Consider the following 21,988-nt stretch of genomic DNA (forward strand, 5'->3'; position numbering starts at 1 on the left):
TCTGGATTCCGGGTTCGCTCGCTTCGCGAGCGCCCCGGAATGACGGCGGAGTTAAATCGCCGTCAGGCCACCGTCGACCGGCAGGGTGTGCCCCGTCACCGATGCTGCGCCGGGGCTCGCGAGATACACCACCGCGGCCGCGATCTCCTCGGGCGTGGCGAAGCGTCCCGACGGGATTCGCGACAGCGCCGCGGCGCGCTTTGCCGGATCGGCCAGGAGCTGCTGCCGCGACTCGGTCATCACCGTGGTCGGCGCGATCGCGTTGACGCGGATGTTCTTGTCGGCCCATTCGATCGCCAGCATCCGCGTCATCTGAATCAGGCCCGCTTTCGAGATGCCGTAAACCGAACGGCCGGCGATACCGGTCAGGCCGTGGGTCGAGGCCATGCTGACGATCACGCCCGGTCGCTTTTTTGAGATGCAGGCGCGGCCGAACAGTTGAGACAGAAAGAACGCACCCTTGAGGTTGGTGTCGATGACGTCGTCCCATTCGGCTTCGGTGACGTCGACGGCCGGCTTGAGCAGCGCGCGCCCGGCGTTGTTGACCAGCAGATCGATATCGCCGAGCTGTTTCGTCGCCTGCTCGAACGCCGCCTTGATGCCGCCCTGCGAGCGCAGATCGAGCGCGATCGCGACAGTCTTTCGATTGGCGAGCGCCGAATCGGCCAGCGTGTCCTTCAGCGCGTCGGTGCTCAATTCGGTGAGCGCCAGGTCGTAGCCCTCACGCGCCAGCGCCACCGCGATGGCGCGGCCCAATCCCGCGGAAGTGCCTGTTACGAGAGCGCGGCGAGTCCCACCCATGTTCCATCCTTGACGCTGCGATAACAGGCTTCGGCGAACTGCACGTCGCGGATGCCCGCGGCAAAATCCGCCTGCATCGGCGCGCCGGTGACGAGATGGCGCAGGAAGTTTTCCCAGCCGATGCGATAGGGATTCTTGAATGGCCCAGGCTCGTCGACCTCCTGCCAGTTGGCGCGGTAATCGATGTTGAGGTCGGTGGCGATGGAGAAATGCGCGGTGCGCGGCGTCTGCGCATTGGTGACGGTCCAGCAGCGGTGCAGGCCCGCGACCGCCGATGCTTTCGTGCCGTCGATCTGGAAAGTCAGAAGATCGTCGCGCCGCACCCGCGTCGCCCAGGACGCGAGGATCGTGCCGGTTGCGCCGTTTTCCAGCTCGATGAGCGTCGCAGCCTGGTCCTCGACGTCGACGTCGTAACGCCTGCCCTGTTCGTCGATGCGCGCGGGAGTCGCCGTCGACAGCGAGGTGATGACACGGCGCATCGGGCCGAGCGTATTCTCGATCACGTAACGCCAGTGCGGATACATGTCGAGGATGAGCCCGCCGCCGCCGTTCTTTTTGTAATTCCAGCTCGGGCGCTGGCACGGCACTTCGGTGCCGTCGAACACCCACCAGCCGAAATCGATCTTGAATCCGGTCACGCGGCCGAAGAAATTGTTCGCAGCAAGCCGTGACAGCTTCTGCAGGCCTGGCAGGCCAAGCTTATCCTCGACCGCGCCATGCTTCACTCCGTGAGCCTTGATGGCACGCAGAAGCTCAAGCCCCTTGTCGACGGTGAGCGCCACGGGCTTTTCCGAATAGATGTTTTTGCCGGCCGCGATCGCCTTCTCCAGCACGCCCTGGCGCTGCGAGGTCGCTGCAGCATCGAAGAACACCGTGAAGGCCGGATCGGCCAGCGCCATGTCGAGATCGGTGGTCCATTCGGCGCCGTAGCGCTTGGCCACTTCGGCGAGCTTGTCGGCATTGCGGCCGGCGAGCATCAGCCGCGGCACGATGCGATCTTGGCTCTTGTCTTGGCCCACAGCCAAACCACCCTCGTCGCGGATCGGCGCCAGCGCATTGGCAACATGCTGGGTGGAGCAGATGCGCCCGGTCGCGCCGTTGAGGATGATGCCGATCGCATGTGTCGTCATGGTCGGTGTTATACTCGGTTCCCTTGTGCTCATGTCCAAGAGAAAATTCAGCAGTCATGCCCCGCCATATCGTCTGCCTCACCTTCGACTTCGACACCCAGTCCGGCTTCATCGCCCGCGGCATGACGACGCCGACGCCGCTGTCCCGCGGCGAGTTCGGCGCCATGGCGTCCGGCCGCATCCTGAAATTCCTGAAGGATCGCGACATCAAGGCGACCTGGTTCACGCCGGGCTTCACCATCGAGAGCTGGCCGAAGGAAAGCGCCGCGGTGGTGGAAGCCGGCCACGAGATCGGCCATCATTCATGGGCGCATATCCCGCCAGCCAATCAGACCCGCGAAGAGGAAGAAGCCGACCTCGTCCGGGCGAATGAGAACATCCGTGCGCTGACCGGTCGCACCGCACGCGGCTACCGCTCGCCGTCCTGGGATCTGAGCGAGCACACCATCGACCTGCTGATCAAGCACGGCTTTCTCTACGACACGAGCCTGATGGGGGCCGATTACGTTCCCTATCGCGCGCGGCGCGGCGACGAAGCCTTGCTCGGCAAGCCGTTCAAATTCGGTGAGTCCACGAACCTCATCGAGATGCCCATCTCGTGGTCGCTTGACGACTATCCGCATTTCGAGTTCGTGCGCACGCCGCAGACCGTGCTTGCGAGCATGCAGCCGCCGCGCGCGGTGATGCAGAGCTGGTACGACGAATTCCTCTACATGCGCCGCGTGGTCGACTGGGGCGTGCTGACCTTGACCATGCACCCGTTCGTCATCGGGCGCGGCCAGCGCATGGCTGCGCTGGAATGGCTCGTCGACAAGATGGCCGCGGACGGCGCGGTGTTCATGACCATGGAGCAGGCGGCCGAAGAGGCCAAGGCGAGGCTGTTTACCTAACTCACTGTCGCGCTATTTGGGTGTGTCGCGCGCCACCTGCTCCAGGATCGGCCGCCAGGTCTTCTGCTGATCTTGCACGAACTCGGTGACCTGCTCCGGCGTCATGTAGCGCAGGAACGCGCCATTGCCCTGATACTTGGCCTTCACTTCGGGATCGTTGAGCGCGGTCCAGAAATCCTTGTTCACCTTGCGGATGATCGGATCGGGCGTGCCTGTCGGCGCCACCAGCACGGCCCAGGCGCCGACGAAGAAGCCCGGGATGGTCTCCGCGATGGTCGGCAGGTTCTCGAAGCCGGGCAGCCTTTCGAGCGCGGTGTCGGCGAGACCTTTGATGAGATTGCCTCTGAGCGCTGGCGCAAGCCCGGCATACGCGTCGAGGATGAGGTGCACGCGTCCGCTGAGCAGGTCGCCCATCGCCTGCGCGGTGCCGCCGGTATAGGGGACCAACTGCAGCTTGACGCCGGTGCGCGCCTGGAACAACTCCATCGTCAGGTGCGTGAGCCGGCCGCGTCCGGTCGAGGCGTAGGTGATCTCGCCGGGCTTTTCTTTCGCCATGCGAATCACGTCGGCGATGCTGTTGATGCCGGACTGATGCGAGGCGCCGACGAATAGCGGCTGCTGCAGCATGAAACCGATCGGCGTGAAGTCCCGCGGCAGTTCGAGCGGCAAGTTCGGCGCGACGCCGGACGCGCCCGGAAGGGTGAGGAACGGCGAGGTGGCCGGGAGGTAAAGCGTGTAGCCGTCGTTTGGCGATTACGACGCGGCCTTGGCGGAAATGCCGCCGCCTGCGCCGGGCTGATTCACAGTGATGACCTGTTGGCCCCAGATCTGCGAGAGCTTGTCGGCGAGGATGCGTGCACTGGCATCGTTGGCGCTGCCCGCGGCCGAGTCGTTGATGATCCGCACCGGCTTGTTCGGATAGTCCGATTGCGCGTGCGCGCTTCCCGGTGCCGATATCGCGACGAACAACGCAGCGGCGAGCCAACGTGCTTTCAAGGCCGATGTCCTCCCTCGATCGTATGCAGTGCTCAGTTCGGCTTCGGTACCTGCTTCACATACCAATCGTAGATCTGCTGGCCGGTCCAGTGCACCACGCCTGGGTGCTTGTTGATGTAGGCGTAGAGCTGCTCGAAATACTTGATGCGGTGCGCCTGTCCGGTGACATAGGGGTGCACGCCGATTGCCAGAATCCGCGTTGATTCCTTGCTTTCCAGATACAGCCGGTCGAACGCGTCTTTGGTGCGGCCGAGCAGCACGTCGGACTCGTGATGGTGCGACACCATCATGGTGATGTCGTTGATCTCGGCGCTGTAGGGGATCGACAGCACCGGGCCGTGTGCGGTTTTCACCCAGATCGGCTGGTCGTCAAGCACCCAGTCGCCGAACCAGGTGAAGCCTGCTTTTGCCACGTGATCGAGCGTGTCGAACATCTGGCCGCGCCCGGGTCCGAGCCAGCCGCTCGGAAACTTGCCGGTGAACTTCTGCAGGATGTCGATCGACTGCTGCATGATCTCGGGCTGGCGGTCTGCAATCTGCTGGATCGGCATCTGCACATAGGAATGCGCCATGAATTCCCAGCCGGCGTCGCGCGCCGCCGCCGTCGCCTCCGGATAGGTCTCGCAGACCCTGGCGTTGAGCGACATGGTCGGCGTGACCTTGGCCTTCTTCAGTGCACGCATCAGCCGCCAGAAGCCGACCCGCATGCCGTACTCGTACCAGGTCCAGTTCGGCATATCGGGGATCGCGCTCTGGCCCTGCGGCGCGATTGAAAGCTGCCGCGCCATCGGCCGGGTGATCTCCCACTCCTCGATGTTGACCACCGACCACACGATCATGCGGCCCTTGCCGGGAAGCTTCAGCGGCGGGCGCGTGAACGGCGATGAATAGGAAAAGCGGTCGCGCGGATAAGTGGTCAACATGTCCTCCCGAATGATTTCGTTCAATTGTCCAGGATGGCCACGGCCCGTGTCCAGCCGGCCGATCCGCCTTTCACCTTCACCGGAAAGCACGCAATCGTGAATCCCGACGCCGGCAGTGCTTCGAGGTTGTGCAGCTTTTCCAGATGGCAGTAGCCGATGTCGCGGCCGGCCTTGTGGCCTTCCCAGATGATCTTCGGATCGTGGTCCTTCGCGTAGCGCTTCGCCGTGAAGCTGAACGGCGCGTCCCAGCTCCAGCCGTCGATCCCGGTGACGCGGACGCCGCGTTCGGTGAGATAGAGCGTCGCCTCGCGCCCCATGCCGCAGCCGGAATCGACATAGTCCGGCTGTCCGTATTTTGCGCCGGCGCTGGTGTTGACCAGCACGATCTCGAGCGGCTTGAGCGTGTGACCGATGCGTTTGAGCTCGGTCTCGACGTCGTTCGCGGTCGCGACGTAGCCATCGGGAAAACGCCGGAAGTCGAGCTTCACGCCGGGCTGGAAGCACCATTCCAGCGGGATCTGATCGATGGTCGCAGCAGGCTTCGGCGCGCCCAGCGCGTGGTCCATGGTCGGATGGAAGTGATACGGCGCGTCGAGATGCGTGCCGTTGTGCGTGGTGATGTCGACCTTCTCCAGCGCCCAGCCCGCGCCGTCGGGCAGATCGCTCTTCTGCAGGCCTGGGAAGAACGATGCGATACGCTCGAAAGTCTGGTCGTGGCGCAAGTACTGGATTTTCGGCAGCGCCAGCGGCGGATCGCTGGCAACGTCGCTCTCCAGTGGAATTGAGATGTCGACGAAGCGGCGCGGCATGGCGAGATCCCGGCGTTGAGACAGGCGGCATTGACGAGGATAGACCGCGCGCCTAGCGTTTTGAAACGCGTCAAAAGAATGCGGCTCAGGAGGTATGCGCATGGTTGCAAGGATCGGGGTGGGGTTGGCGCTTGCAATCGCGCTCTGCACGGGCGCAACCGCGCAGCAGAAATATCCCTCGCGCAACATCGATCTCATCATCCCATTTGCAGTCGGCGGCGGTGTCGACCTGATCGGCCGCGCGATCGGCGCATCGCTTGGGGAGCAGCTCGGGCAATCGGTGGTCACCGTCAATCGTGACGGCGCGGCCGGCACGCTCGGCTTCACCCAGCTCGCTGGCGCCGCGCCCGATGGCCACACCCTGGCGTTCAGCCCTTCGACGCCGATCGCCAATGCGCCTTATCTCGTGAAAGGCGTGCGCTACACGGCGGATTCGTTCGAATACATCTGCCAAGTGTTCGAGAATGTGTTCGCCATCGCGGTCGGACCCAATTCGAAATTCAAGACCGCGAAGGACCTGCTCGACGCCGCGAAGAGCAAGCCTGACGGTCTCACCTTCGGGCACGCCGGAATCGGCTCCATTCCGCATCTGTCGGTCGAGAACCTCGCCGATGCCCTGAAGTTCAAGGTTCAGCACCTGCCGTTCCGCGGCGACGGCGCGATGCTGCCGGTGCTGATCAAGGGCGACATCGATTTCGGCGCGATGGCCGTTTCCTCGATCCGCGGCAATGATGCCATCCGGCCGCTGGTGATCTTCGCCGACAAGCGTCATCCGGCTTATCCGGACGTGCCGACCGCCAAGGAGCTGGGTGTCGCAACCTCGGTGCCGCCGGGCCACAACGGCGTGTTCGCGCCCAAGGGCCTGCCCGGCAATGTAAAGTCGGCGCTCGAGCAGGGCTGCGCCAATGCGGTGAAGAGCGAGGCGGTGCTGCGCGTCATCGGCAACACCGGGCAGAGCATCACCTATCTCAATAGCGCGCAGTTCGAGGCGCAGACGCGCGCCGACTACACGTTCAAGGGCGAGCTGATCAAGCGGCTCGGGCTCGCGTCGCAGTAGCTATTCGGCGGCGGTGCGCGCGGGCTGCGGCAGCCGTGGCTGACTCTTCGGGTCGGCGCCGATGCAGGTGCCGGCCGCCTCGCAATAGACCTGCGCGATGCGCATGATCACCGGCTCGTCGAAGGCGCGGCCGGCGATCTGCATGGCGAGCGGCAAGCCGCTCGCCGCAAAGCCGGTCGGCACCGAGATCGCCGGCGTTCCGGTGACGTTGAACACGAGACGCGCCTGTTGGTCGTAGGTCTTGGCGATGGTTGCCGGATCGTCGATCCGGCAGGGCAGCAGCAGGCTCGACAGCGTGATCACCGCGTCAAGACCGCGCATCGCCTCTGCGAACTCGCGGCACAATGCGGCGCGAAGCTGCTGCGCCTTGATGTATTTTGCCGCCGACATGAAAGCGCCCGCGATGATGCGGTTGCGGGTCAGCGACGCGAAGTCCTCCGGCCGCGTCTGGATGTCGCGTTCGTGGATCGCATAGGCCTCGGCGTTGTGGATGGTGCGGTTGCAGTCGGTCCAGAGCGGCAGCGGCGACAGACGAATGGGTTGCACGGTCGCGCCGAGCTTGCGCAGCAGTTCGGTGGCCTGCTCGATGCCGCGCACCTGCTCGGGATCGGCCGGCGCATCCTCCGTGTAGAAGTGCTCGATCAGCCCGATGCGGAGCCCCTTCACGCCGGACTTCAGGTCCTTCAGCGTGTCGGCGGCGGCGCGGGTGGTGCTGGTCGGATCGGCCGGGTCGTGGCCCGCGATGGTGTGGAAGAGGATCGCATTGTCCTCGACCGTTCGGGTCATCGGCCCGACATGATCGAGCGAGTGCGTCAGCGGGAACACGCCGTTGAGGCTGACCGCACCATAGGTCGGTTTGAGGCCAACGATGCCGCAGCAGGTCGCGGGATTGCGCACCGAGCCGCCGGTGTCGGTGCCGAGCGCGGCCGGCGCAAGGCCCGCGGCGAGCGCCGCGCCGGAGCCGCTCGACGAGCCGCCGGGATGGTGGTCGCGATTCCAGGGGTTGCGCGCCGGCGGCCATGGCAGGTCGAAGGCTGGCCCTCCGGTCGCGAATTCGTGCAGCGCGAGCTTGCCGAGCAGCACGGCGCCGGCATCGTTGAGTTTCTTGACGACGAAAGCATCCGAAGCGGCGCGATGATCTTTGCGGATTTTCGAATGGCAGGTGGTCGCCATGCCTTCGATGTCGAAGATGTCCTTCGCGGCATACGGCACGCCGTGCATCGGCCCGCGGATCCGGCCCTTGGCGATCTCGGCCTCGGCGGCTTTGGCCTGGGCGAGCGCCTTGTCGGCGGTCACCGTGAGATAAGCATTGGTGTGCGAGTCGATCGCCGCAATCCGGTCGAGCAGCGCCCGTGTCCATTCGACCGGCGAGAGTTTCTTCGCACGCAGCAGCGCCGCGCCATCCGCGGCCGTGAGATAAGCCAGATCACTCATGGCAACGCCCCCTCGACACGCGCGGACTATTTCTCGCCTTCGAAAGCCCCGGGATTGAACACCGGCGCCGGCGAGGCGGTCGGCATGTGGCCCTTGGGCGGATCGCCGATCGGCTTCAGGCCGCGCTCGACCGCGTTCTTCACGCCCTCTGGGAAGAGCTTCAGCGCCTTGCCCAGGCCTGCCTGTTCGGCAAGGAGCCGCACTGTCTCTGAAACCTCCGGCGCGCTCATTGGACGGCTCCCGTCAGCTGACGACGCGCAGCGGCGTGGGCGCCGGCTTGTGCGCCTCGAAGATCCCGATCACGTCCTCGGCGATTGGCGAATAGGCCATGTGGGTGCGCATGATCCAGCTGCGCACGCCTTCGCTGTTGTGATGCTTCTTGCGTTCGTTCGGCAGATCGATGCGCTGGTTCTTTTCTGCGTCGCGGAACGTAAACATCGGGTCGAGGCCTTCCTCGACCTTCTTGATCTCGCGGCGCAGCACGCGGCGATAAAGCGCGATGCCGTTGTCGGAGGCGCCGAGATTTTCCTGGGTGCGGTCGACGACCTGGCCTTGCGTGACCCACACCGCCATGTCCTGGCCGTCGATGTTGTCCATGATGAACTGGCCGTCCGCGCCGTAGAGCGGCATCTCGTAGACGTGGACCTTGTCGAGCAGCTCTGGCGCGACCTGCTCGCCTTTCGGCGGCACGAAGGCCGTGAACCAGAGGTGCATGGTGTGGCCGTCGTCGACCGGCACGCGGATCTGGAACGCGTAATACCGCGACGCCTCGTCGCCGTTGCCGACCGAAAGAATATTCGGGAACACCACCGGATGGCCGATGCGCCAGTCGTCGGAGTCCTCCGAATGACCGGCGAGCAGGCGGTGCTTGGTGATGCCGTGTTCGAACTCGCGGAACGCGATCTTCTCGTGCCGCGTGCTGATTGCGACCTTGTGGCCCTTGCCCTGCTGTTCCTTGATGAACTCATAGGTGTGGCCATGGAGCCATTCGGTGTGAATGGGGTCCATGGAGTTTTCCATGATCTGCAGCCAGTTCACCGGAAGGATGGTGCGGCCGAGCATGCGAATGGTGCCTTCGGCAACGAAGCCGTCGATGCGCGGAAGCAGCGGTTTCGCCTCGGCCGGGCCCATGTAGGCCCAATAGAGGCCGCCCATCTCCTCGACCGAATAGGCCGGCGTTTTGATCTTGTGGCGGAACGAGCTCTTTTCCGGCTCGTTCGGCTGGCTGAGGCACTGGCCGCTGTGGCCGAACTCCCAGCCGTGGTAGGGACAACGGATGCCGTCCTCCGTCGGGATACCGAGCGCCAGCGAAGCGCGCCGGTGCGGGCAGGCCTCGGTGATGAGCCCCATGCGGCCCTGCTTGTCGCGGAACAGCACCAGGTCTTCGCCGAGCAGGCGGACGCGCCGGGTCCATTTGCCTTCGAGCTCGGAGACCGCCGCGATCGGGTGCCAGTAGCGCCGCATCAACTCGCCGCACGGCGTACCGGGGCCGATCCGCGTGAGCAACTCGTTTTGCACGGCTGTGAGCATCGCGACTTCTCCTGCTTCGCGGGCATAGTTTACTCTCGTGCAGGCGGAGTCGCCAGCAAAGGGTTAGCATCACTCGTATGACTGAGAAAATCCGTATTGGAATTGCCGGGATGGGGGCTGCGGCCCGCGCCTTTCTGCCGCCGCTTCGCGATCACGCCGAATTCGAACTGGTGGCTTTCGCCGAGCCGGTCGCGGAAACGCGGGAAACTGTTACCGCCGAAACCGGAGCCGCGGGTTTTGCCGACCTGCCGTCGATGCTGGGTCAGGCGAGCATCGACGCGGTCTATATCGCGACGCCGACTGAGCTTCATGCCGGGCATGCCAACCTGGTCTTTGCAGCGGGCAAGCACGTGCTGACCGAAAAGCCGATGGCGATCCGGCTTGAGGACGCGCAAGCGATGGTCGCGGCCGCGGAACGCGCAGGCGTCAAGCTCGTGGTCGGCCATGCTCATGGCTTCGACCGGCCGATCCAGGCGATACGTGAGATCGTCACAAGCGGCCGGCTCGGTCGGGTGCGCATGATCCACACCTGGAACTTCACCGATTGGATGTACCGGCCGCGGCGGCCCGACGAGCTCGAGATCGCGCTCGGCGGCGGCGTGACGTTCCGCCAAGGCTCGCATCAGTTCGACATCATCCGGCTCTTGGGCGGCGGACTGGTGAAGAGCATCCGCGCCAGCACATTCGATTGGGATCCGAATCGCCGCTCGATCGGCGCGCACACGGTGTTCATGCAGTTCGCCGACGGGATAACGGCGACTGCGGTCTACAACGGCTACGGCTATTTCTCGACCATGGAGCTGATTTCGGACGTCGCCGAATGGGGCTTCACCGAGCCGGTCGAGAAACGGCCGCCGGTGAAGCGAACATTTGGCGATACATCGGCCGCCGACGAACTCGAGGCCAAGCGCAGGCGCGCCAAGGATGCGATCCCGACCAGCGCGCCGCACCAGCCGCATTTCGGTCTGACCGTGGTGAGCTGCGAGCGCGGCGACATCCGGCAATCACCCGACGGTCTTTACATCTATTCGGAGCGGGGTCGCGAGGAGATCGCGGTGCCGAACGACAAGAGTCCGCGCGATCTGGTGCTCGACGAATTCGCCGCGGCAATCGCCGGGCGCGCGCAGCCGGTGCATGACGGGCGCTGGGGGCTCGCCAATCTCGAACTGTGTCTTGCTGCGATTGAATCGTCGAAACGCGGCGAGGAAATTCAATTGAAACACCAAGTCTCTGCTTAGATGTCGCGACTGTCACAACATAAAAACTGTCATCACCGGGCCGTCGCCATAAGCGCGTTTACGCGCGTCTTTGACGCGCTATGGCGGCGAGACCCGGTGATCTCGATGAGGAAGGCACAGTGCTCACCTCGCCAAGATCGCCGGGTCAAGCCCGGCGATGACAGCGGAGTAAGAGGATAAATCTGTGCAACCAATTAAACTCGATCCTTCAACCACGACACTCAATGTTTCGATCGACGGAGGCGTCGCGGAACTGTCCGCCGGCGATGTCGACGCGCTGATCCGCGATCTCGCGGCTGCGCGTGCGAAGATGACGCCGATCCATTCCGCAGAGCCGCCGGACGATCCTGAAAAGCTCCACCATAGCGACAACCTGCTTTGGTCCGTAAAAGCCGCGCCGCAGAAGTCGGCTATTCAGTTTGCGACGCAACATCCTGGGCTTGGCTGGATGTCGATGTGGCTGTCGCGAGCACAGGTGGAGGATTTGCAGACCAGCTTCGAATTTGAGTTGGTGAAACTGCCGCAGGCCCGCTGAGGGGGATGCGAAACCGCAACGCTGCCCGGCAAGAAAAGACCGCAGGCGGGGCTCATATCGGGCTGATTTTTGAGCTATTCTAAGGCCCATGCAGAACACCGGATTTGAAGACGCTCTCACCGGCCGCATCGACGACATGCTCGACGCCTGCACGAAATGCGGCGCCTGCTTCAAAGCTTGTCCGATCGCGCCGGCTGCGGGTCTCGCCGACGCCGACCCCGTCGCAGTGGTGTCCGGCGTGCTCGACATCCTTCGCCTCGGCAAGGGCCCGGTCGAATCCGAGAAATGGGCCAAGGCCTGCATGGCGAGCGGCGAGTGCATCAAGGCTTGCGACTACGGTGTCAACCCGCGCTTCCTGCTGACCATGTCGCGGCTCGCGATGATCAAGCACGACAAGGATGTGACCGAGCGTCGCAAGGCCGCAGTCATGCAGTTCCGCAAGGTCGGCGAGGATTCGAGCGTGCTGTCACGCCTGCAGTTGTCCGAAGAGGCGCTGATCCGCCTCGGACAGCGCCCATCGAAGGAGCCGCCGCGGACCGATCTGCCCGACGTGGTGTTTTACACCGGCTGCAACGTGCTGAAGACGCCGCACATCGCGCTTCTGTGTCTCGACATCATGGACAAGATTGGAACCGATTATCAGGTCATGGGCGGACCGACGCATTGTTGCGGCACAGCGCAGCTTCGCGCCGGCGATATCGATACGCTCGGCCGCTTCGCCAACAACACGATCAACAAGCTGTCGCAGTCGAAGACTGGCGAGGTTCTTGCGTGGTGTCCGAGCTGCATGATGCAGTTCGGCGAGACCGTGCTGCCGACCATCGAGCGCGCCACCGGCTCGGCGCCGTTCGACATGACGCCGTTCATGCGCTTCCTGCACGCTCACCTCGATGAGCTTCGCCCGTTTCTCAATGAGCGCGTCGAGATGACCGTCGCGCTGCACCGGCATCCCGGCATCGCCGGCGTGATGGAGGCCGCGGAGGGGTTGCTCCGCGCGGTGCCGGGCGTTCGTATCGTCAAGCTCGATGTGCCGGCGGTTGGTCTGCAAAGCGTGAACCTCGCGACGCTGCCGAAGTTCAAGGCCGAGCTGCAGCTTCGCGAGCTCGAGGCCGCGCGGGCGGCTGGCGTTGACGCGCTGGTTGCAGTCTACCACTCCGACCATCGCGAGCTCTGCGCCCACGAGCGCGACTGGCCGTTCAAAATCATGAACATTCTCGAGGTGGTCGGCGCCAGCATGGGCCTGCACCAGGACGATCACTACAAGCATCTCAAGATCAAGCAGGACGTCGACGCCATCATCACCGACGCCGCGGATCTGATGAAACAGCACAAGGTCGATCTCGACACCGCGCGCAAGGTGATCGTCAACGGCATGCTCGGCGATCAGCCGTTACCACTGCAGGGTAAGCAGGCCGCGCTGTAGATCCGGGACATGCGCTAAAGCGCCTCGATCTCCGCGAACAGCTTTTCCGGGATCACAAGGCCTTCGGCCTTGGCCTTGGCGCGGAGCGCAAGCCTGCGCTCGCCGGGCAATCGCGCGCCTTGCTGGCTCTCGATCGCAACCGCCAGCACGTTGAATCGCGCTATGGCGTGAGTGCCGAATGCCTCCGGATCGAAGGCGATGATGAGCTGTCCGGTGCCGGATGGAGGCCCTCCGGCATCGAGATAGGACGACGCTTCCCTGGCGTAATTTGCGCCGATCATCCCGGCGGCCATGAGCTCGACCATCAGCGCCAGGGCGACGCCTTTGGCGTCGCCCATGGGCAGCATGGTGCCATGCAATGCCGCGTCGGGGTCGGTGGTCGCCTGGCCTTTATGATCGAGCGCCCAGCCCGGCGGAAGTTTCTCGCCGCGCTGCTTTGCCGTCACAACGTTGCCGCGCGCCACCTTGGACAGCGACAGATCCACGACCACGGGCGCGCGGCCCGGCAGCGGGCAGGCGAAGGCGATGGGGTTGGTCCCGAACAGCGCTTTGCTGCCGCCCCACGGCGCCATCGCAGCCGGCGTGTTGGCGAACATGATTGCGACAAGCCCCGCTTGCGCCAATCGCTCCACAGGCAGCCTCGCGGCGCCGCAGTGGCTCGATCGTTTGATCGCAGCGGCCGCGATGCCCTGCGCCGGCGCGGCCTCGCGCAGCACGGTTTCGGCGGCTTCGATGGCCGGAAACGCGAAGCCGTAACCGGCATCGACCGCTATGAGGCCCGGCCGCGGCCGCGTCACGAGTGGCATTGCCAGTCCGTCGACTTTGCGCACCTTGGCTTGCGCTGCGTAGCTTGGCACGCGCGACAAGCCATGACCTTGCAGGCCGTCGACTTCAGCGGCGACCAATGCGCGCGCCACGCTGCGCGCATTGTCGACGTCGGTGCGGCAGCGCGTGAGCGTGCGCACCACCAGTCCTTCGGCCTGGAGGAGGGTCAGCGTCGGCATGGCGTGCAATATCCCCCAACCGTCATTCCGGGACGGCGTGAAACGCCGGATCTGGAATCCAGAAAAAAATTCAATAACACATGTAGCTGGATTCCGGGTTCGCGGGCTTTCGCCCGCGCCCCGGGATGACAGCAAACAACTAGGCGCTCCGGTAAAGCTTCGTCATGACGAATTCGCGGTGGCCGAGCGCCTCCGCGGCGGTGAGGCGGCCGTTGGCGGTGCGGACGATCATGTCGATCAGTGCGTCGCCGGCGTCCGAGATGGTCATGTCGCGGCGCAGAATGCCGGACACGTCCACGTCGATATGCTCGCCCATGGTGCGGATGGTCTTCGGATTGCCGCTGATCTTGATCACCGGCACGATCGGATTGCCGATCACGTTGCCCTGCCCGGTCGGGAACGTGTGCACCACATAGCCGCCGGCCGCCATCAAGGTCACGCATTCGGCCGCGGCCGACGACGTGTCCATGTAATAGAGGCCCTTGCCCTTGCGCGGCGCCTCAGCCGGCAGCAGCACGTCGATGTACCGGCACTCGCGGCCGATCTTCTCGAGATTGCCGAGTGCTTTTTCTTCGATCGTGGTCAGGCCGCCCGCGATATTGCCCTTGGTCGGCTGCGAGTCGGAGAGGTCATCGACCTTGTGCGCCTCGATGACATCGTCCTGATACGCCTTCCACATCTTGTACCATCTCTCGCCGACCTTCTTGTCGATCGCGCGCTCTTTCGCGAGATGCTCAGCGCCGGTGATCTCCGAGGTTTCGCCGAACACGCCGTAAATGCCGTGCGGGATCAGCTTGTCGTACATGTTGCCCACGGTGGGGCAGGAGGCGAGGCCGGTGGTGGTGTCGCTCTCACCGCACTTGGTCGATATCCACAGCTCGGAGATGCTGCACTCCTCGCGCGGGAGCTCCGAGGCCCACTGCACGTATTCCTTGGCGACGTAGGACGCCTTCGCGACTGTCGCGATATCGCCATGGCCTTCGATGCCGAAGCCCGTCACCGGCTTGCCGGTCTTGGCGATGCCGTCGACCACGCGCTTGGTCCACTGGTCCTCGATGCCGATCACGACAACCGCGGCGACGTTCGGATTGGCGCCGGTGCCGATCAGCGTGCGGAAGTGCAGATCGAGGTCCTCGCCGAACTGCAGCCGGCCATAGGCATGCGGCAAAGCGAGCGTGCCCTTGATGTTGTTGGCGACCGCCTCGCAGGCCGCGTTCGACAGGTCGTCGAGCGGCAGGATGATGACGTGGTTGCGCACGCCGACGCGGCCGTTCTCGCGGCGCCAGCCCATGACGGTCAGATCGCCATAACCGTTCTTCTTCGCGACCGATTTGCCGTTCTTCTTCGACTTTTTCGCCATGATGCTCACCAGCGCTTGGTTTTGACGTTGTGCACGTGGACGTGCTCGCCCTTGCCGATCTTGGACTTGGCGACGCCGATGTCCTGGCCGTATTTCCAGATGGTGTCGCCCTTCTTGATGTCGACCAGCGCAACCTTGTGGCCGATCGGCACGTCCATCTTGGACTTCAGCTTGAACGACGAATTGTCATGGGTGACGACGCAGAGCATGTCGGTGCCTTTTTTCAGGCCTTCGATCACGACCACGCCGACCGTATCCTTCTTCTCGTGCACGAGCAGTTGCGGAATAGCCATCGTCCTCCCCGAGTTCCTTGAATTGGATTGTCTTATCTATAGGACCGGCAATGGCAGAGTCGAGCGGGTACAACGCCCGCAAGCCGGTGCCAGCCGCGCTGAAATCGCGTATGCTCCATTCCGGCATCCCAAGCCGGGACGGGGGCTCGCATGCGAACGATGGTTCGGCTGCTGGCAGGCTGTTCATCGCAACTCCGAGCAAGGCGCAAATGGCACCTCCACCGCTCGACTACACGGCCGTTCCCGAATCCTTCAAACTGCCGCCCGGGGCGAATTTCGGCGGTACTTCCGGCATCGCCTTCAACTCCAAGGGCAACATCTTCGTGCTGCATCGCGGCGTGATGCCGCTGATGGAGTTCGACGCCGACGGCAACTTCATCCGGGGCTTCGGCGACGGGCTGTTCGACCGGCCCCATGGGCTGCGGATCGACGCGCAGGACAACATCTGGGCAACCGACGTGGCAGGTCACGTGGTCTACAAATTCAACTCGGCCGGGCGGCTGGAGATGGTGCTCGGCGTCCGTGGCCGGCCCGGCGAATGGCACGAGTTCGGGCATCTGCGGCTGTTCAACGAACCGAACGAGGCGGTGATCGGGCCGAGCGGCGACCTGTTCGTGCTGCAGGGCCACGGCAAGGCCGAGTCGCTGGTGCTGAAGTTCGATAAGGATGGCAATTTTCTGAAAGTGCTCGGCAAGAAAGGCAAAGGCCCCGGCGAGTTCGACCTGCCGCATTCGCTCGTGTTCGACGCCGAGGGCCGGCTCTACATCGCCGACCGTAACAACGCGCGCATCCAGGTAATCGACGCCGACGGCAACTATATCCGCGAGTCGAAGCATCCCGGCACGCCGTGCGGGCTGTTTATGGCGGACGACCAGACCATTTGGCTCGCACACGGCCACACCGGGCAGGTGATGCAACTCGACCTCATGGGCAACGTGATTGGCACGATGACCGGCTCGGGCCAGGGCAAGACGCTCGGCAAGTATGGCGAGGCGCACTACGTCGCGGCCAGCAAGCGCGGCGAACTGTTCGTCGCCGACACGTTGAACTGGCGCGTGCAGAAGTACGTGAAGAACAAGTAGCGCGGTCATTCCGGGGCGCGTGCGAAGCACGCGAACCCGGAATCCAGTTCAGGAAAGACGGCCTGCGTTACTGGATTCCGGATCGCCGCTTCGCGGCGTCCGGAATGACGAGGGTGAGACCTCTAGTCCAAACAAAACCCTTCCTTGCGCACGAACGCGCCAAAGTCCGCACGTTGCGGCACGCCGTATTGCCGCGCCTTGTCTTCCGACCAGCCGTAGAACGGCACATCGCCCCAACGCGCGGGATCGCGCGGCTTGTAAGGATGGATCGCAGCGCGGCGGCGGTCATAAGCGTCAATGCGCGCGGCTAAATCGCCTTCGTCGTAATGCCCTTGATGCAGCGTGCTATCGAGCGACAGCCGCGGGCTGATGTGGCCTTGTTCGGACGGCCAGCCGACGCACATCCCGACGACCGGGATCACCCGCTGCGGCAGCTTCAGCATCTCGCTCACTTTTGCCGAGTGATCGCGGATCACGCTGATCGGGCAGGTGCCGAGCCCGACTGCGTCGGCAGCGCGAATGAACGCCGACAGCACGATTCCGGCATCGACCGCGGCGTTGAAGAATTGATCGAGATGATCGTTGGGAAACGGCTTGCCGCGCATCTTCGAGATTTCGGCAAGCCTGCGGCCGTTGGCGAGGAACACCAGGAACGCGGGCGCCGAGCGGATGAACGGCTGGTCCGGAATGAGGTCGGCGATGGCGGTCTGCTCGGGCTTCTGCAGGATCACGATGTCGGCTTGTTGCAAGTCGCTCTTGCTTGGCGCCGACAGCGCGCAGGCGCAGAGAAGCCGCAGCAGCGAGGCATCGACGGCGCGATCGGTGTAGCGGCGATGCACGCGTCGGCCCGCCATGCGCGCGAGCTCGTCGAGCCCGGACAGGTTTTCATCGACCGCGACGGATTCGCCGAAACGGCGTTGCAGGGCGTCGGTGATGGCTTTTCCGGATTGCGAAGCGGACATGCGGTGACCCCGTTTTTCGATAGCAAGGCGTGGCAGCAGTTGATGTTATCCTGCCGTTCCCGACAAGGCGCGAACTCATGACTGCTGCCGTGACAACAAACCATGCTGTCTGACCTGACGGTGCGGACCATCGGCTTGGTTGTGCTTGGCGGCTTTCTCGGTGGCATGGCGTCGGGCGCTGCGGGCTTTGCCTATGGCGTGGTCGCGACCTCGATCTGGCTGCACGCGATTTCGCCGTTGCATGCTGCGCTGCTCGTGGTAACCGGCGGTATGATCAATCAAGGTGCGCTGGTTTGGGTGACGCGCCGTTCGATCGAATTCGGAAGGCTGTGGCCGTTCCTCGTCGGCGGATTGTTCGGCGTTCCGCTGGGCGTGCTTCTGATCCTTGAAACCAAACCGCGCGCCATCCAGATCGCGCTCGCGGTGTTCATGATCCTCTATGGAATCTACGCATTCTTTGCACCAAAGTTGCCGCATGTGAGCTGGGGCGGACGGTTGGCCGACGCGGCCGTTGGGTTCTTCGGTGGCCTGTTCGGCGGCGTTGCGGGGTTATCGGGCATCTTCCCGGCGATCTGGACGCAGATACGCGGCTGGCCCAAGGAAGCCGCACGCGCCGTCTATCAGCCGTTCATCCTTTTTGCTCATGTGGTGACGATGCTGTCGATCGGCGCGGTGGCGCTCGATTGGGAGGGAGCGGTGCTGTTTCTGATCGCGATCCCGGCGGTCTTGCTGGGCTCATGGGTCGGATGGAAAATCTTCGGCCTGTTGAGCGAGCAGCGGTTCAGGCAGATGCTGTCTGTGCTGCTGATCGGGTCCGGCCTGATGCTGATCTTCTGAAATGGAGGCATGAACGTGTCTGTCCAGCTCTATCTCGCCTACGTCGCGGCTTGTCTCGTCATCACCATCATTCCCGGACCGACCGTGACGCTGATCGTCGCCAACAGTCTGACGCACGGCTCGCGCGCGGGACTGCTCAATGTGCTTGGCACACAGCTTGGCCTCGGCCTGATGATGGGTGTGCTCGCGATAGGCCTCACCTCGATTATCGCCACCATGGGCGTGTGGTTCGACTGGCTGCGGCTTCTTGGCGCGGCCTATCTCATCTGGCTCGGCTGGAAGCTCATGCGCTCCTCCGGCGGCATCGCGCAGCAGGCCGGTGCGCCGAAGCCGCGCGGCGGCTTCGTGCTGCAGGGCTTCCTGGTGCTGCTCGGCAATCCCAAGGCACTGCTCTGGTTCGGCGCGTTCATTCCGCAGTTCATCGATCCGACCGGTGACTATGTCCGGCAGGTCATTCTGCTGGGGCTCACCGCGATGATCTGCGCAGCGCTGTCGGATGGCGGCTATGCGGTGCTCGCGGGCGGCGCCGGCAGCCTGATGTCGAAGAGCCGTGTGCGGCTCGTCTCGCGCCTCGGCGGCGTCTGCCTGATGGGTGGCGGCGTGTGGCTCGCTCTGGCGCGGGCGCGATAAGGCATGATCCCGAAAAGCGGGTACCGGTTTTCGGACAAGATCATGCCTCGCTCGGAGGGCGTGTTGGACTTGCACCGCGCCGCCCGCGGTGGATACTGCGCAGCTTCCAACCGTGGAGTGTTCCCGTGGCCGATCCGTTGATTCCCAGCCAGCGCGCCGAATACTCGGCCATTGTCGACCGGCCGCCGCTGAAACTGCCCAACAATGCGCGGGTGATCTTCTGGACCATCGTCAATTACGAGGTCTGGGACATCTCGCGCCCGATGGCGCGACAGGTGATTCCGGCGCCGACCGGGCAGGTGCTTCTGCCCGACGTGCCGAACTGGAGCTGGCACGAATACGGCATGCGGGTCGGCGCCTGGCGCTTCTACGAGCTGTTCGCTCGCCTCGGCATCAAGCCGACGCTCGCCGCCAATGCCCGCATCTGCGAGGACTATCCGCGCGTCGCCGAGCAGGCAAAGAAGGACGGTTGGGAGTTCATGGGCCACGCCTATGACCAGCTGCCGATCCACAAGAATGAAGACCAGGCCGCGATGATCAACCGCTCGATGGAGGTCATTGAGAAGTTCACCGGCACGCGGCCGGTGGGCTGGCTCGGCCCGGGCCTGACGCAGACCTTGGAGACGCCGGAGCTGCTGAAGAAAGCTGGCGTGCAATACATCGGTGACTGGGTCTATGACGACGAGCCGACCGTCATCAAGACCAACGAGGGTCCGCTGGTGACGCTGCCCTACACAGTGGAGCTCAACGACATCCCGATGATGATCGTGCAGCACCACGAGAGCGATTACCTGGTGAAGCGCGCGATCGATCAGTTCGACCGGCTCTATCTCGAAGGCAAGGACCGCGCCAAGGTGATGGCGCTCGCGATCCATCCCTACATCAGCGGCCAGCCGCACCGGATCAAGTATCTCGAAGCGATCTACGATTACGTGAAGCGCTTCGACGGCGTGCTGTTCTGGAACGGTGTGCAGATCCTCGACTGGTACAAATCGGTCGCCGGCGACAAGCTCAAGTAAGAAAGCATCATGGCTCAGGAATCTCTCCGCATCGGCAAAGCCGAGCTGACGGACTTTGTCACGTCGATCTTCATGGCTGTCGGGCTCACGAAAGAGCACGCCGGCGAATGGGCCAAGATGCTGGTGTGGGCCAATCTGCGCGGCACCGACTCCCACGGCATCATTCGCATTCCGCGTTACATCGATCTGGTCAACGCGAAGTCGATCAATCCCGCGCCGAACATTCGCGTCGAGCGAAAGGATGGCGCCGCTGTGGTGCTTGAAGGCGACCGCGCGCCCTCGGCCGTCGCCATGACCATGGCGATGAACGAGGCGATGGATTGCGCCCGCAAGGTGCATGTCGGCATGTGCGCGGCGCGGCATATCACGCACACCGGCGCGATCGGCTATTTCGCGTTGCAGGCTGCCGAAGCAGGCTTCGTCGGCATCGTCATGAGCGCATCCGGCCCGATGATGGCCTATCCGGGCACGCGCGTTCCCGCGGTGTCGTCCAACCCGATTGCGTTCGCGGTGCCGCGCCGGAACGGCAGGCCTTATTTGCTCGACTTCTCGACCGGTGTGGTCGCCAACGGCAAGATCATGGGCGCGGCGGATCGCGGCGAAAAGATTCCGATCGGCTGGGGGCTCGATAAGGACGGCAAGGACACCACCGATCCCAAAGCAGTGGAAACGCTGCTGCCGCTCGGCGGCGCGAAGGGCGCGGGGCTCTCGTTCATGATCGAGTGCCTGACGAGCCTCCTTCTCAACGAGTCGCGCATCGCGCCGGATCTCGAGAGTTGGGCGATCGGCGACGATCCTTTCCTCAACGGCACCGTGATCGCGATCGACATCGGCGGCTTCGGCAATCCCGACAAGTTTGCCGCCGAAGCCGAACGGCTGGGCACCGCGATCGCCGGACTCGCTCGCGCTGAGGGCGTCGCGAAGATCATGCTGCCCGGCGAACGTGGCGATACCGTCCGCGCGGAGCGGGAGGCCAACGGCATTCCCATCCCTAAAGGTACGTGGCAACGTATCACCAAGGCCGCGCAGACGGTGGGTGTGACGCCTCCGATGTAAGGCGGCCCGGGAGGAGCCTATGAGGTGGCGGGCGCTGAGCGCGGGATTGTTGCTGGCTGTCACCACTTTGTGCGCGTTTCCCGTGCGGGCGGCCGACTGGCCGACAAAGCCCATTCACATCATTGTGCCGTTCGCGCCGGGTGGCGCGGCCGACATCTGGGCGCGGCTGCTCGCCGAGCCCTTGTCGGCGGAGCTGAAGCAGAGCGTCGTGGTCGAGAATCGCGGCGGCGGTGGCGGCATGCTGGCGGCGCAGCTGGTCGCTCGTGCCGAGCCCGATGGCTATACGATCCTGATCGGCGGGCTTGGGCCGCAGATCCTGGCGCCGGCCGTGGCCGACAATCCGGGCTTCGACGCGCTGCGCGATTTCACCCATATCGTCTATATCGGCGGCCCGCCGATCGTCTGGGTGGTGCCGCCGTCGAGCGAACTGCATTCGGTGAACGATCTGATCGCCGCAGCCAAAGCCAACAAGTTCTCGGGCTATGCCTCGTCCGGTGTCGGCACGGTCGGTCATCTCGTCGTGGAGTATGTCGCGGGCAAGAACGGGCTCAAGCTTACGCATATCCCGTACAACACCGCGGCCTTCACCGACATCATCGGCGGCCGTGTGCCGATGGGATCGTTTACCTGGGGCGCGGCGCTGGGACAGCTCCAGGGCGGTACGCTGCGTGCGCTCGCGGTGACAACTGAGGCGCGGCGGCCGGAACAGCCGAATGTGCCGACCTTCAAGGAACTCGGTTACGACCTGGTCGCCAGCACATGGTTCTCGTTCTCCGGTCCAAAGGGCATGCCGAAAGAGGTCGTGGATCGTCTCAATCAGGAGACACTGCGCATTCTTCAATTGCCCGATATCAAGAAGCGTCTAGAGCAGGACGCGTTCGATCCGAAGCCGCTCTTGCCTGATCAGGTCGGGGCTTTCTTCGCGGCCGAGGCCCAGCGCTGGGTTCCTGTGGCGCAAGCCGCGATGAAAAAGCAGTAG

Annotated in this window: 23 protein-coding genes and 1 pseudogene; 11 read left to right on the forward strand and 13 right to left on the reverse strand. The window is 64.0% G+C overall.

Annotation, left to right across the window (positions count from 1 at the left end):
• Nucleotides 1–51: 51 nt before the first annotated feature.
• Nucleotides 52–801 (reverse strand): SDR family NAD(P)-dependent oxidoreductase, encoded by a 750-nt coding sequence (locus tag RHPLAN_RS05120; protein ID WP_084244342.1) that lies wholly within the window; start codon nt 799–801, stop codon nt 52–54.
• Nucleotides 774–1,931 carry a Gfo/Idh/MocA family protein gene (locus RHPLAN_RS05125; RefSeq protein ID WP_068014432.1) on the reverse strand — a complete coding sequence of 386 codons (1,158 nt, stop codon included), beginning with the start codon at nt 1,929–1,931 and terminating at the stop codon, nt 774–776. The genes RHPLAN_RS05120 and RHPLAN_RS05125 overlap by 28 nt, the downstream gene beginning before the upstream one ends.
• A gap of 56 nt (nt 1,932–1,987) precedes the next feature.
• Between RHPLAN_RS05125 and RHPLAN_RS05130 the strand changes: the two genes are divergently transcribed.
• A complete protein-coding gene (locus RHPLAN_RS05130; RefSeq protein ID WP_068014434.1) occupies nt 1,988–2,821 on the forward strand; it encodes a polysaccharide deacetylase family protein in 834 nt (277 codons plus the stop codon).
• 12 nt (nt 2,822–2,833) lie between these two features.
• Here the strand turns inward: RHPLAN_RS05130 and RHPLAN_RS05135 are convergent.
• From RHPLAN_RS05135 to RHPLAN_RS05150, 4 genes and pseudogenes are all read right to left on the reverse strand, one after another.
• Nucleotides 2,834–3,556 (reverse strand): annotated as a pseudogene (locus RHPLAN_RS05135) (Bug family tripartite tricarboxylate transporter substrate binding protein); the annotation flags it as partial.
• Nucleotides 3,557–3,574: 18 nt separating this feature from the next.
• Nucleotides 3,575–3,817: a type 2 periplasmic-binding domain-containing protein gene (locus RHPLAN_RS05140; protein WP_068014438.1), complete on the reverse strand. Its 243-nt coding sequence runs from the start codon at nt 3,815–3,817 to the stop codon at nt 3,575–3,577.
• 32 nt (nt 3,818–3,849) lie between these two features.
• Nucleotides 3,850–4,737, reverse strand: a complete 888-nt coding sequence (locus tag RHPLAN_RS05145) for a polysaccharide deacetylase family protein (protein WP_198164722.1) — start codon at nt 4,735–4,737, stop codon at nt 3,850–3,852.
• A gap of 23 nt (nt 4,738–4,760) precedes the next feature.
• Nucleotides 4,761–5,549 carry a cyclase family protein gene (locus tag RHPLAN_RS05150; RefSeq protein WP_068014441.1) on the reverse strand — a complete coding sequence of 263 codons (789 nt, stop codon included), beginning with the start codon at nt 5,547–5,549 and terminating at the stop codon, nt 4,761–4,763.
• 100 nt (nt 5,550–5,649) lie between these two features.
• Here RHPLAN_RS05150 and RHPLAN_RS05155 point away from each other — a divergent pair, with 100 nt between their 5' ends.
• Nucleotides 5,650–6,606 carry a Bug family tripartite tricarboxylate transporter substrate binding protein gene (locus RHPLAN_RS05155; protein WP_198164723.1) on the forward strand — a complete coding sequence of 319 codons (957 nt, stop codon included), beginning with the start codon at nt 5,650–5,652 and terminating at the stop codon, nt 6,604–6,606.
• On the opposite strand, the gene RHPLAN_RS05160 is transcribed toward RHPLAN_RS05155, so the two are convergent.
• From RHPLAN_RS05160 to RHPLAN_RS05165, 3 genes are read right to left on the reverse strand one after another with little or no spacing between them, the layout of a single operon-like run.
• Nucleotides 6,607–8,040, reverse strand: a complete 1,434-nt coding sequence (locus RHPLAN_RS05160) for an amidase (protein ID WP_068014448.1) — start codon at nt 8,038–8,040, stop codon at nt 6,607–6,609. It lies immediately after the preceding gene.
• Between the two features lie 26 nt (nt 8,041–8,066).
• Nucleotides 8,067–8,270 carry a hypothetical protein gene (locus RHPLAN_RS39010; protein WP_157100072.1) on the reverse strand — a complete coding sequence of 68 codons (204 nt, stop codon included), beginning with the start codon at nt 8,268–8,270 and terminating at the stop codon, nt 8,067–8,069.
• A 13-nt stretch (nt 8,271–8,283) separates the two neighbouring features.
• Nucleotides 8,284–9,570: a Rieske 2Fe-2S domain-containing protein gene (locus RHPLAN_RS05165; RefSeq protein WP_068014450.1), complete on the reverse strand. Its 1,287-nt coding sequence runs from the start codon at nt 9,568–9,570 to the stop codon at nt 8,284–8,286.
• A gap of 77 nt (nt 9,571–9,647) precedes the next feature.
• Here RHPLAN_RS05165 and RHPLAN_RS05170 point away from each other — a divergent pair, with 77 nt between their 5' ends.
• The 3 genes from RHPLAN_RS05170 to RHPLAN_RS05180 all read left to right on the forward strand — a co-directional run bounded on the left by RHPLAN_RS05170 (nt 9,648) and on the right by RHPLAN_RS05180 (nt 12,766).
• On the forward strand, nt 9,648–10,808 hold the full coding sequence (locus tag RHPLAN_RS05170; protein WP_068014452.1) for a Gfo/Idh/MocA family protein: 1,161 nt from the start codon (nt 9,648–9,650) through the stop codon (nt 10,806–10,808).
• Between the two features lie 184 nt (nt 10,809–10,992).
• Nucleotides 10,993–11,343, forward strand: coding sequence for a hypothetical protein (locus tag RHPLAN_RS05175; RefSeq protein ID WP_068014455.1), 351 nt, complete (start codon nt 10,993–10,995; stop codon nt 11,341–11,343).
• A gap of 88 nt (nt 11,344–11,431) precedes the next feature.
• Nucleotides 11,432–12,766: a 4Fe-4S dicluster domain-containing protein gene (locus RHPLAN_RS05180; protein ID WP_068014457.1), complete on the forward strand. Its 1,335-nt coding sequence runs from the start codon at nt 11,432–11,434 to the stop codon at nt 12,764–12,766.
• A 14-nt stretch (nt 12,767–12,780) separates the two neighbouring features.
• On the opposite strand, the gene RHPLAN_RS05185 is transcribed toward RHPLAN_RS05180, so the two are convergent.
• The 3 genes from RHPLAN_RS05185 to RHPLAN_RS05195 form a co-directional block, all read right to left on the reverse strand.
• On the reverse strand, nt 12,781–13,770 hold the full coding sequence (locus tag RHPLAN_RS05185) for an Ldh family oxidoreductase (RefSeq protein WP_068014459.1): 990 nt from the start codon (nt 13,768–13,770) through the stop codon (nt 12,781–12,783).
• Between the two features lie 139 nt (nt 13,771–13,909).
• Complete coding sequence (locus RHPLAN_RS05190) at nt 13,910–15,130, reverse strand: UxaA family hydrolase (protein WP_068014462.1); 1,221 nt, start codon at nt 15,128–15,130, stop codon at nt 13,910–13,912.
• Nucleotides 15,131–15,135: 5 nt separating this feature from the next.
• On the reverse strand, nt 15,136–15,423 hold the full coding sequence (locus RHPLAN_RS05195) for a UxaA family hydrolase (RefSeq protein WP_068014463.1): 288 nt from the start codon (nt 15,421–15,423) through the stop codon (nt 15,136–15,138).
• A 209-nt stretch (nt 15,424–15,632) separates the two neighbouring features.
• Between RHPLAN_RS05195 and RHPLAN_RS05200 the strand changes: the two genes are divergently transcribed.
• Nucleotides 15,633–16,505 (forward strand): peptidyl-alpha-hydroxyglycine alpha-amidating lyase family protein, encoded by an 873-nt coding sequence (locus RHPLAN_RS05200; protein WP_198164724.1) that lies wholly within the window; start codon nt 15,633–15,635, stop codon nt 16,503–16,505.
• 122 nt (nt 16,506–16,627) lie between these two features.
• Here RHPLAN_RS05200 and RHPLAN_RS05205 read toward each other — a convergent pair whose 3' ends face one another.
• The gene (locus RHPLAN_RS05205; RefSeq protein ID WP_068014467.1) at nt 16,628–17,467 is read right to left on the reverse strand and encodes a nitroreductase family protein; all 840 of its coding nucleotides are present in this window, start codon (nt 17,465–17,467) and stop codon (nt 16,628–16,630) included.
• Nucleotides 17,468–17,569: 102 nt separating this feature from the next.
• On the opposite strand from RHPLAN_RS05205, the gene RHPLAN_RS05210 reads away from it, so the two are divergent.
• The 5 genes from RHPLAN_RS05210 (at nt 17,570) to RHPLAN_RS05230 (ending at nt 21,988) form a co-directional block, all read left to right on the forward strand.
• Nucleotides 17,570–18,304: a sulfite exporter TauE/SafE family protein gene (locus RHPLAN_RS05210; RefSeq protein WP_068014470.1), complete on the forward strand. Its 735-nt coding sequence runs from the start codon at nt 17,570–17,572 to the stop codon at nt 18,302–18,304.
• 15 nt (nt 18,305–18,319) lie between these two features.
• Nucleotides 18,320–18,934: a LysE family translocator gene (locus tag RHPLAN_RS05215; protein WP_068030623.1), complete on the forward strand. Its 615-nt coding sequence runs from the start codon at nt 18,320–18,322 to the stop codon at nt 18,932–18,934.
• Between the two features lie 125 nt (nt 18,935–19,059).
• Nucleotides 19,060–19,953 carry a polysaccharide deacetylase family protein gene (locus RHPLAN_RS05220; RefSeq protein ID WP_068014472.1) on the forward strand — a complete coding sequence of 298 codons (894 nt, stop codon included), beginning with the start codon at nt 19,060–19,062 and terminating at the stop codon, nt 19,951–19,953.
• Between the two features lie 9 nt (nt 19,954–19,962).
• Nucleotides 19,963–21,009 carry an Ldh family oxidoreductase gene (locus RHPLAN_RS05225; protein ID WP_068014474.1) on the forward strand — a complete coding sequence of 349 codons (1,047 nt, stop codon included), beginning with the start codon at nt 19,963–19,965 and terminating at the stop codon, nt 21,007–21,009.
• Between the two features lie 19 nt (nt 21,010–21,028).
• Nucleotides 21,029–21,988, forward strand: coding sequence for a Bug family tripartite tricarboxylate transporter substrate binding protein (locus RHPLAN_RS05230; protein ID WP_084244349.1), 960 nt, complete (start codon nt 21,029–21,031; stop codon nt 21,986–21,988).

The organism is Rhodoplanes sp. Z2-YC6860, from assembly GCF_001579845.1.
In the GTDB taxonomy this organism is placed as follows: Bacteria; Pseudomonadota; Alphaproteobacteria; order Rhizobiales; family Xanthobacteraceae; genus Z2-YC6860.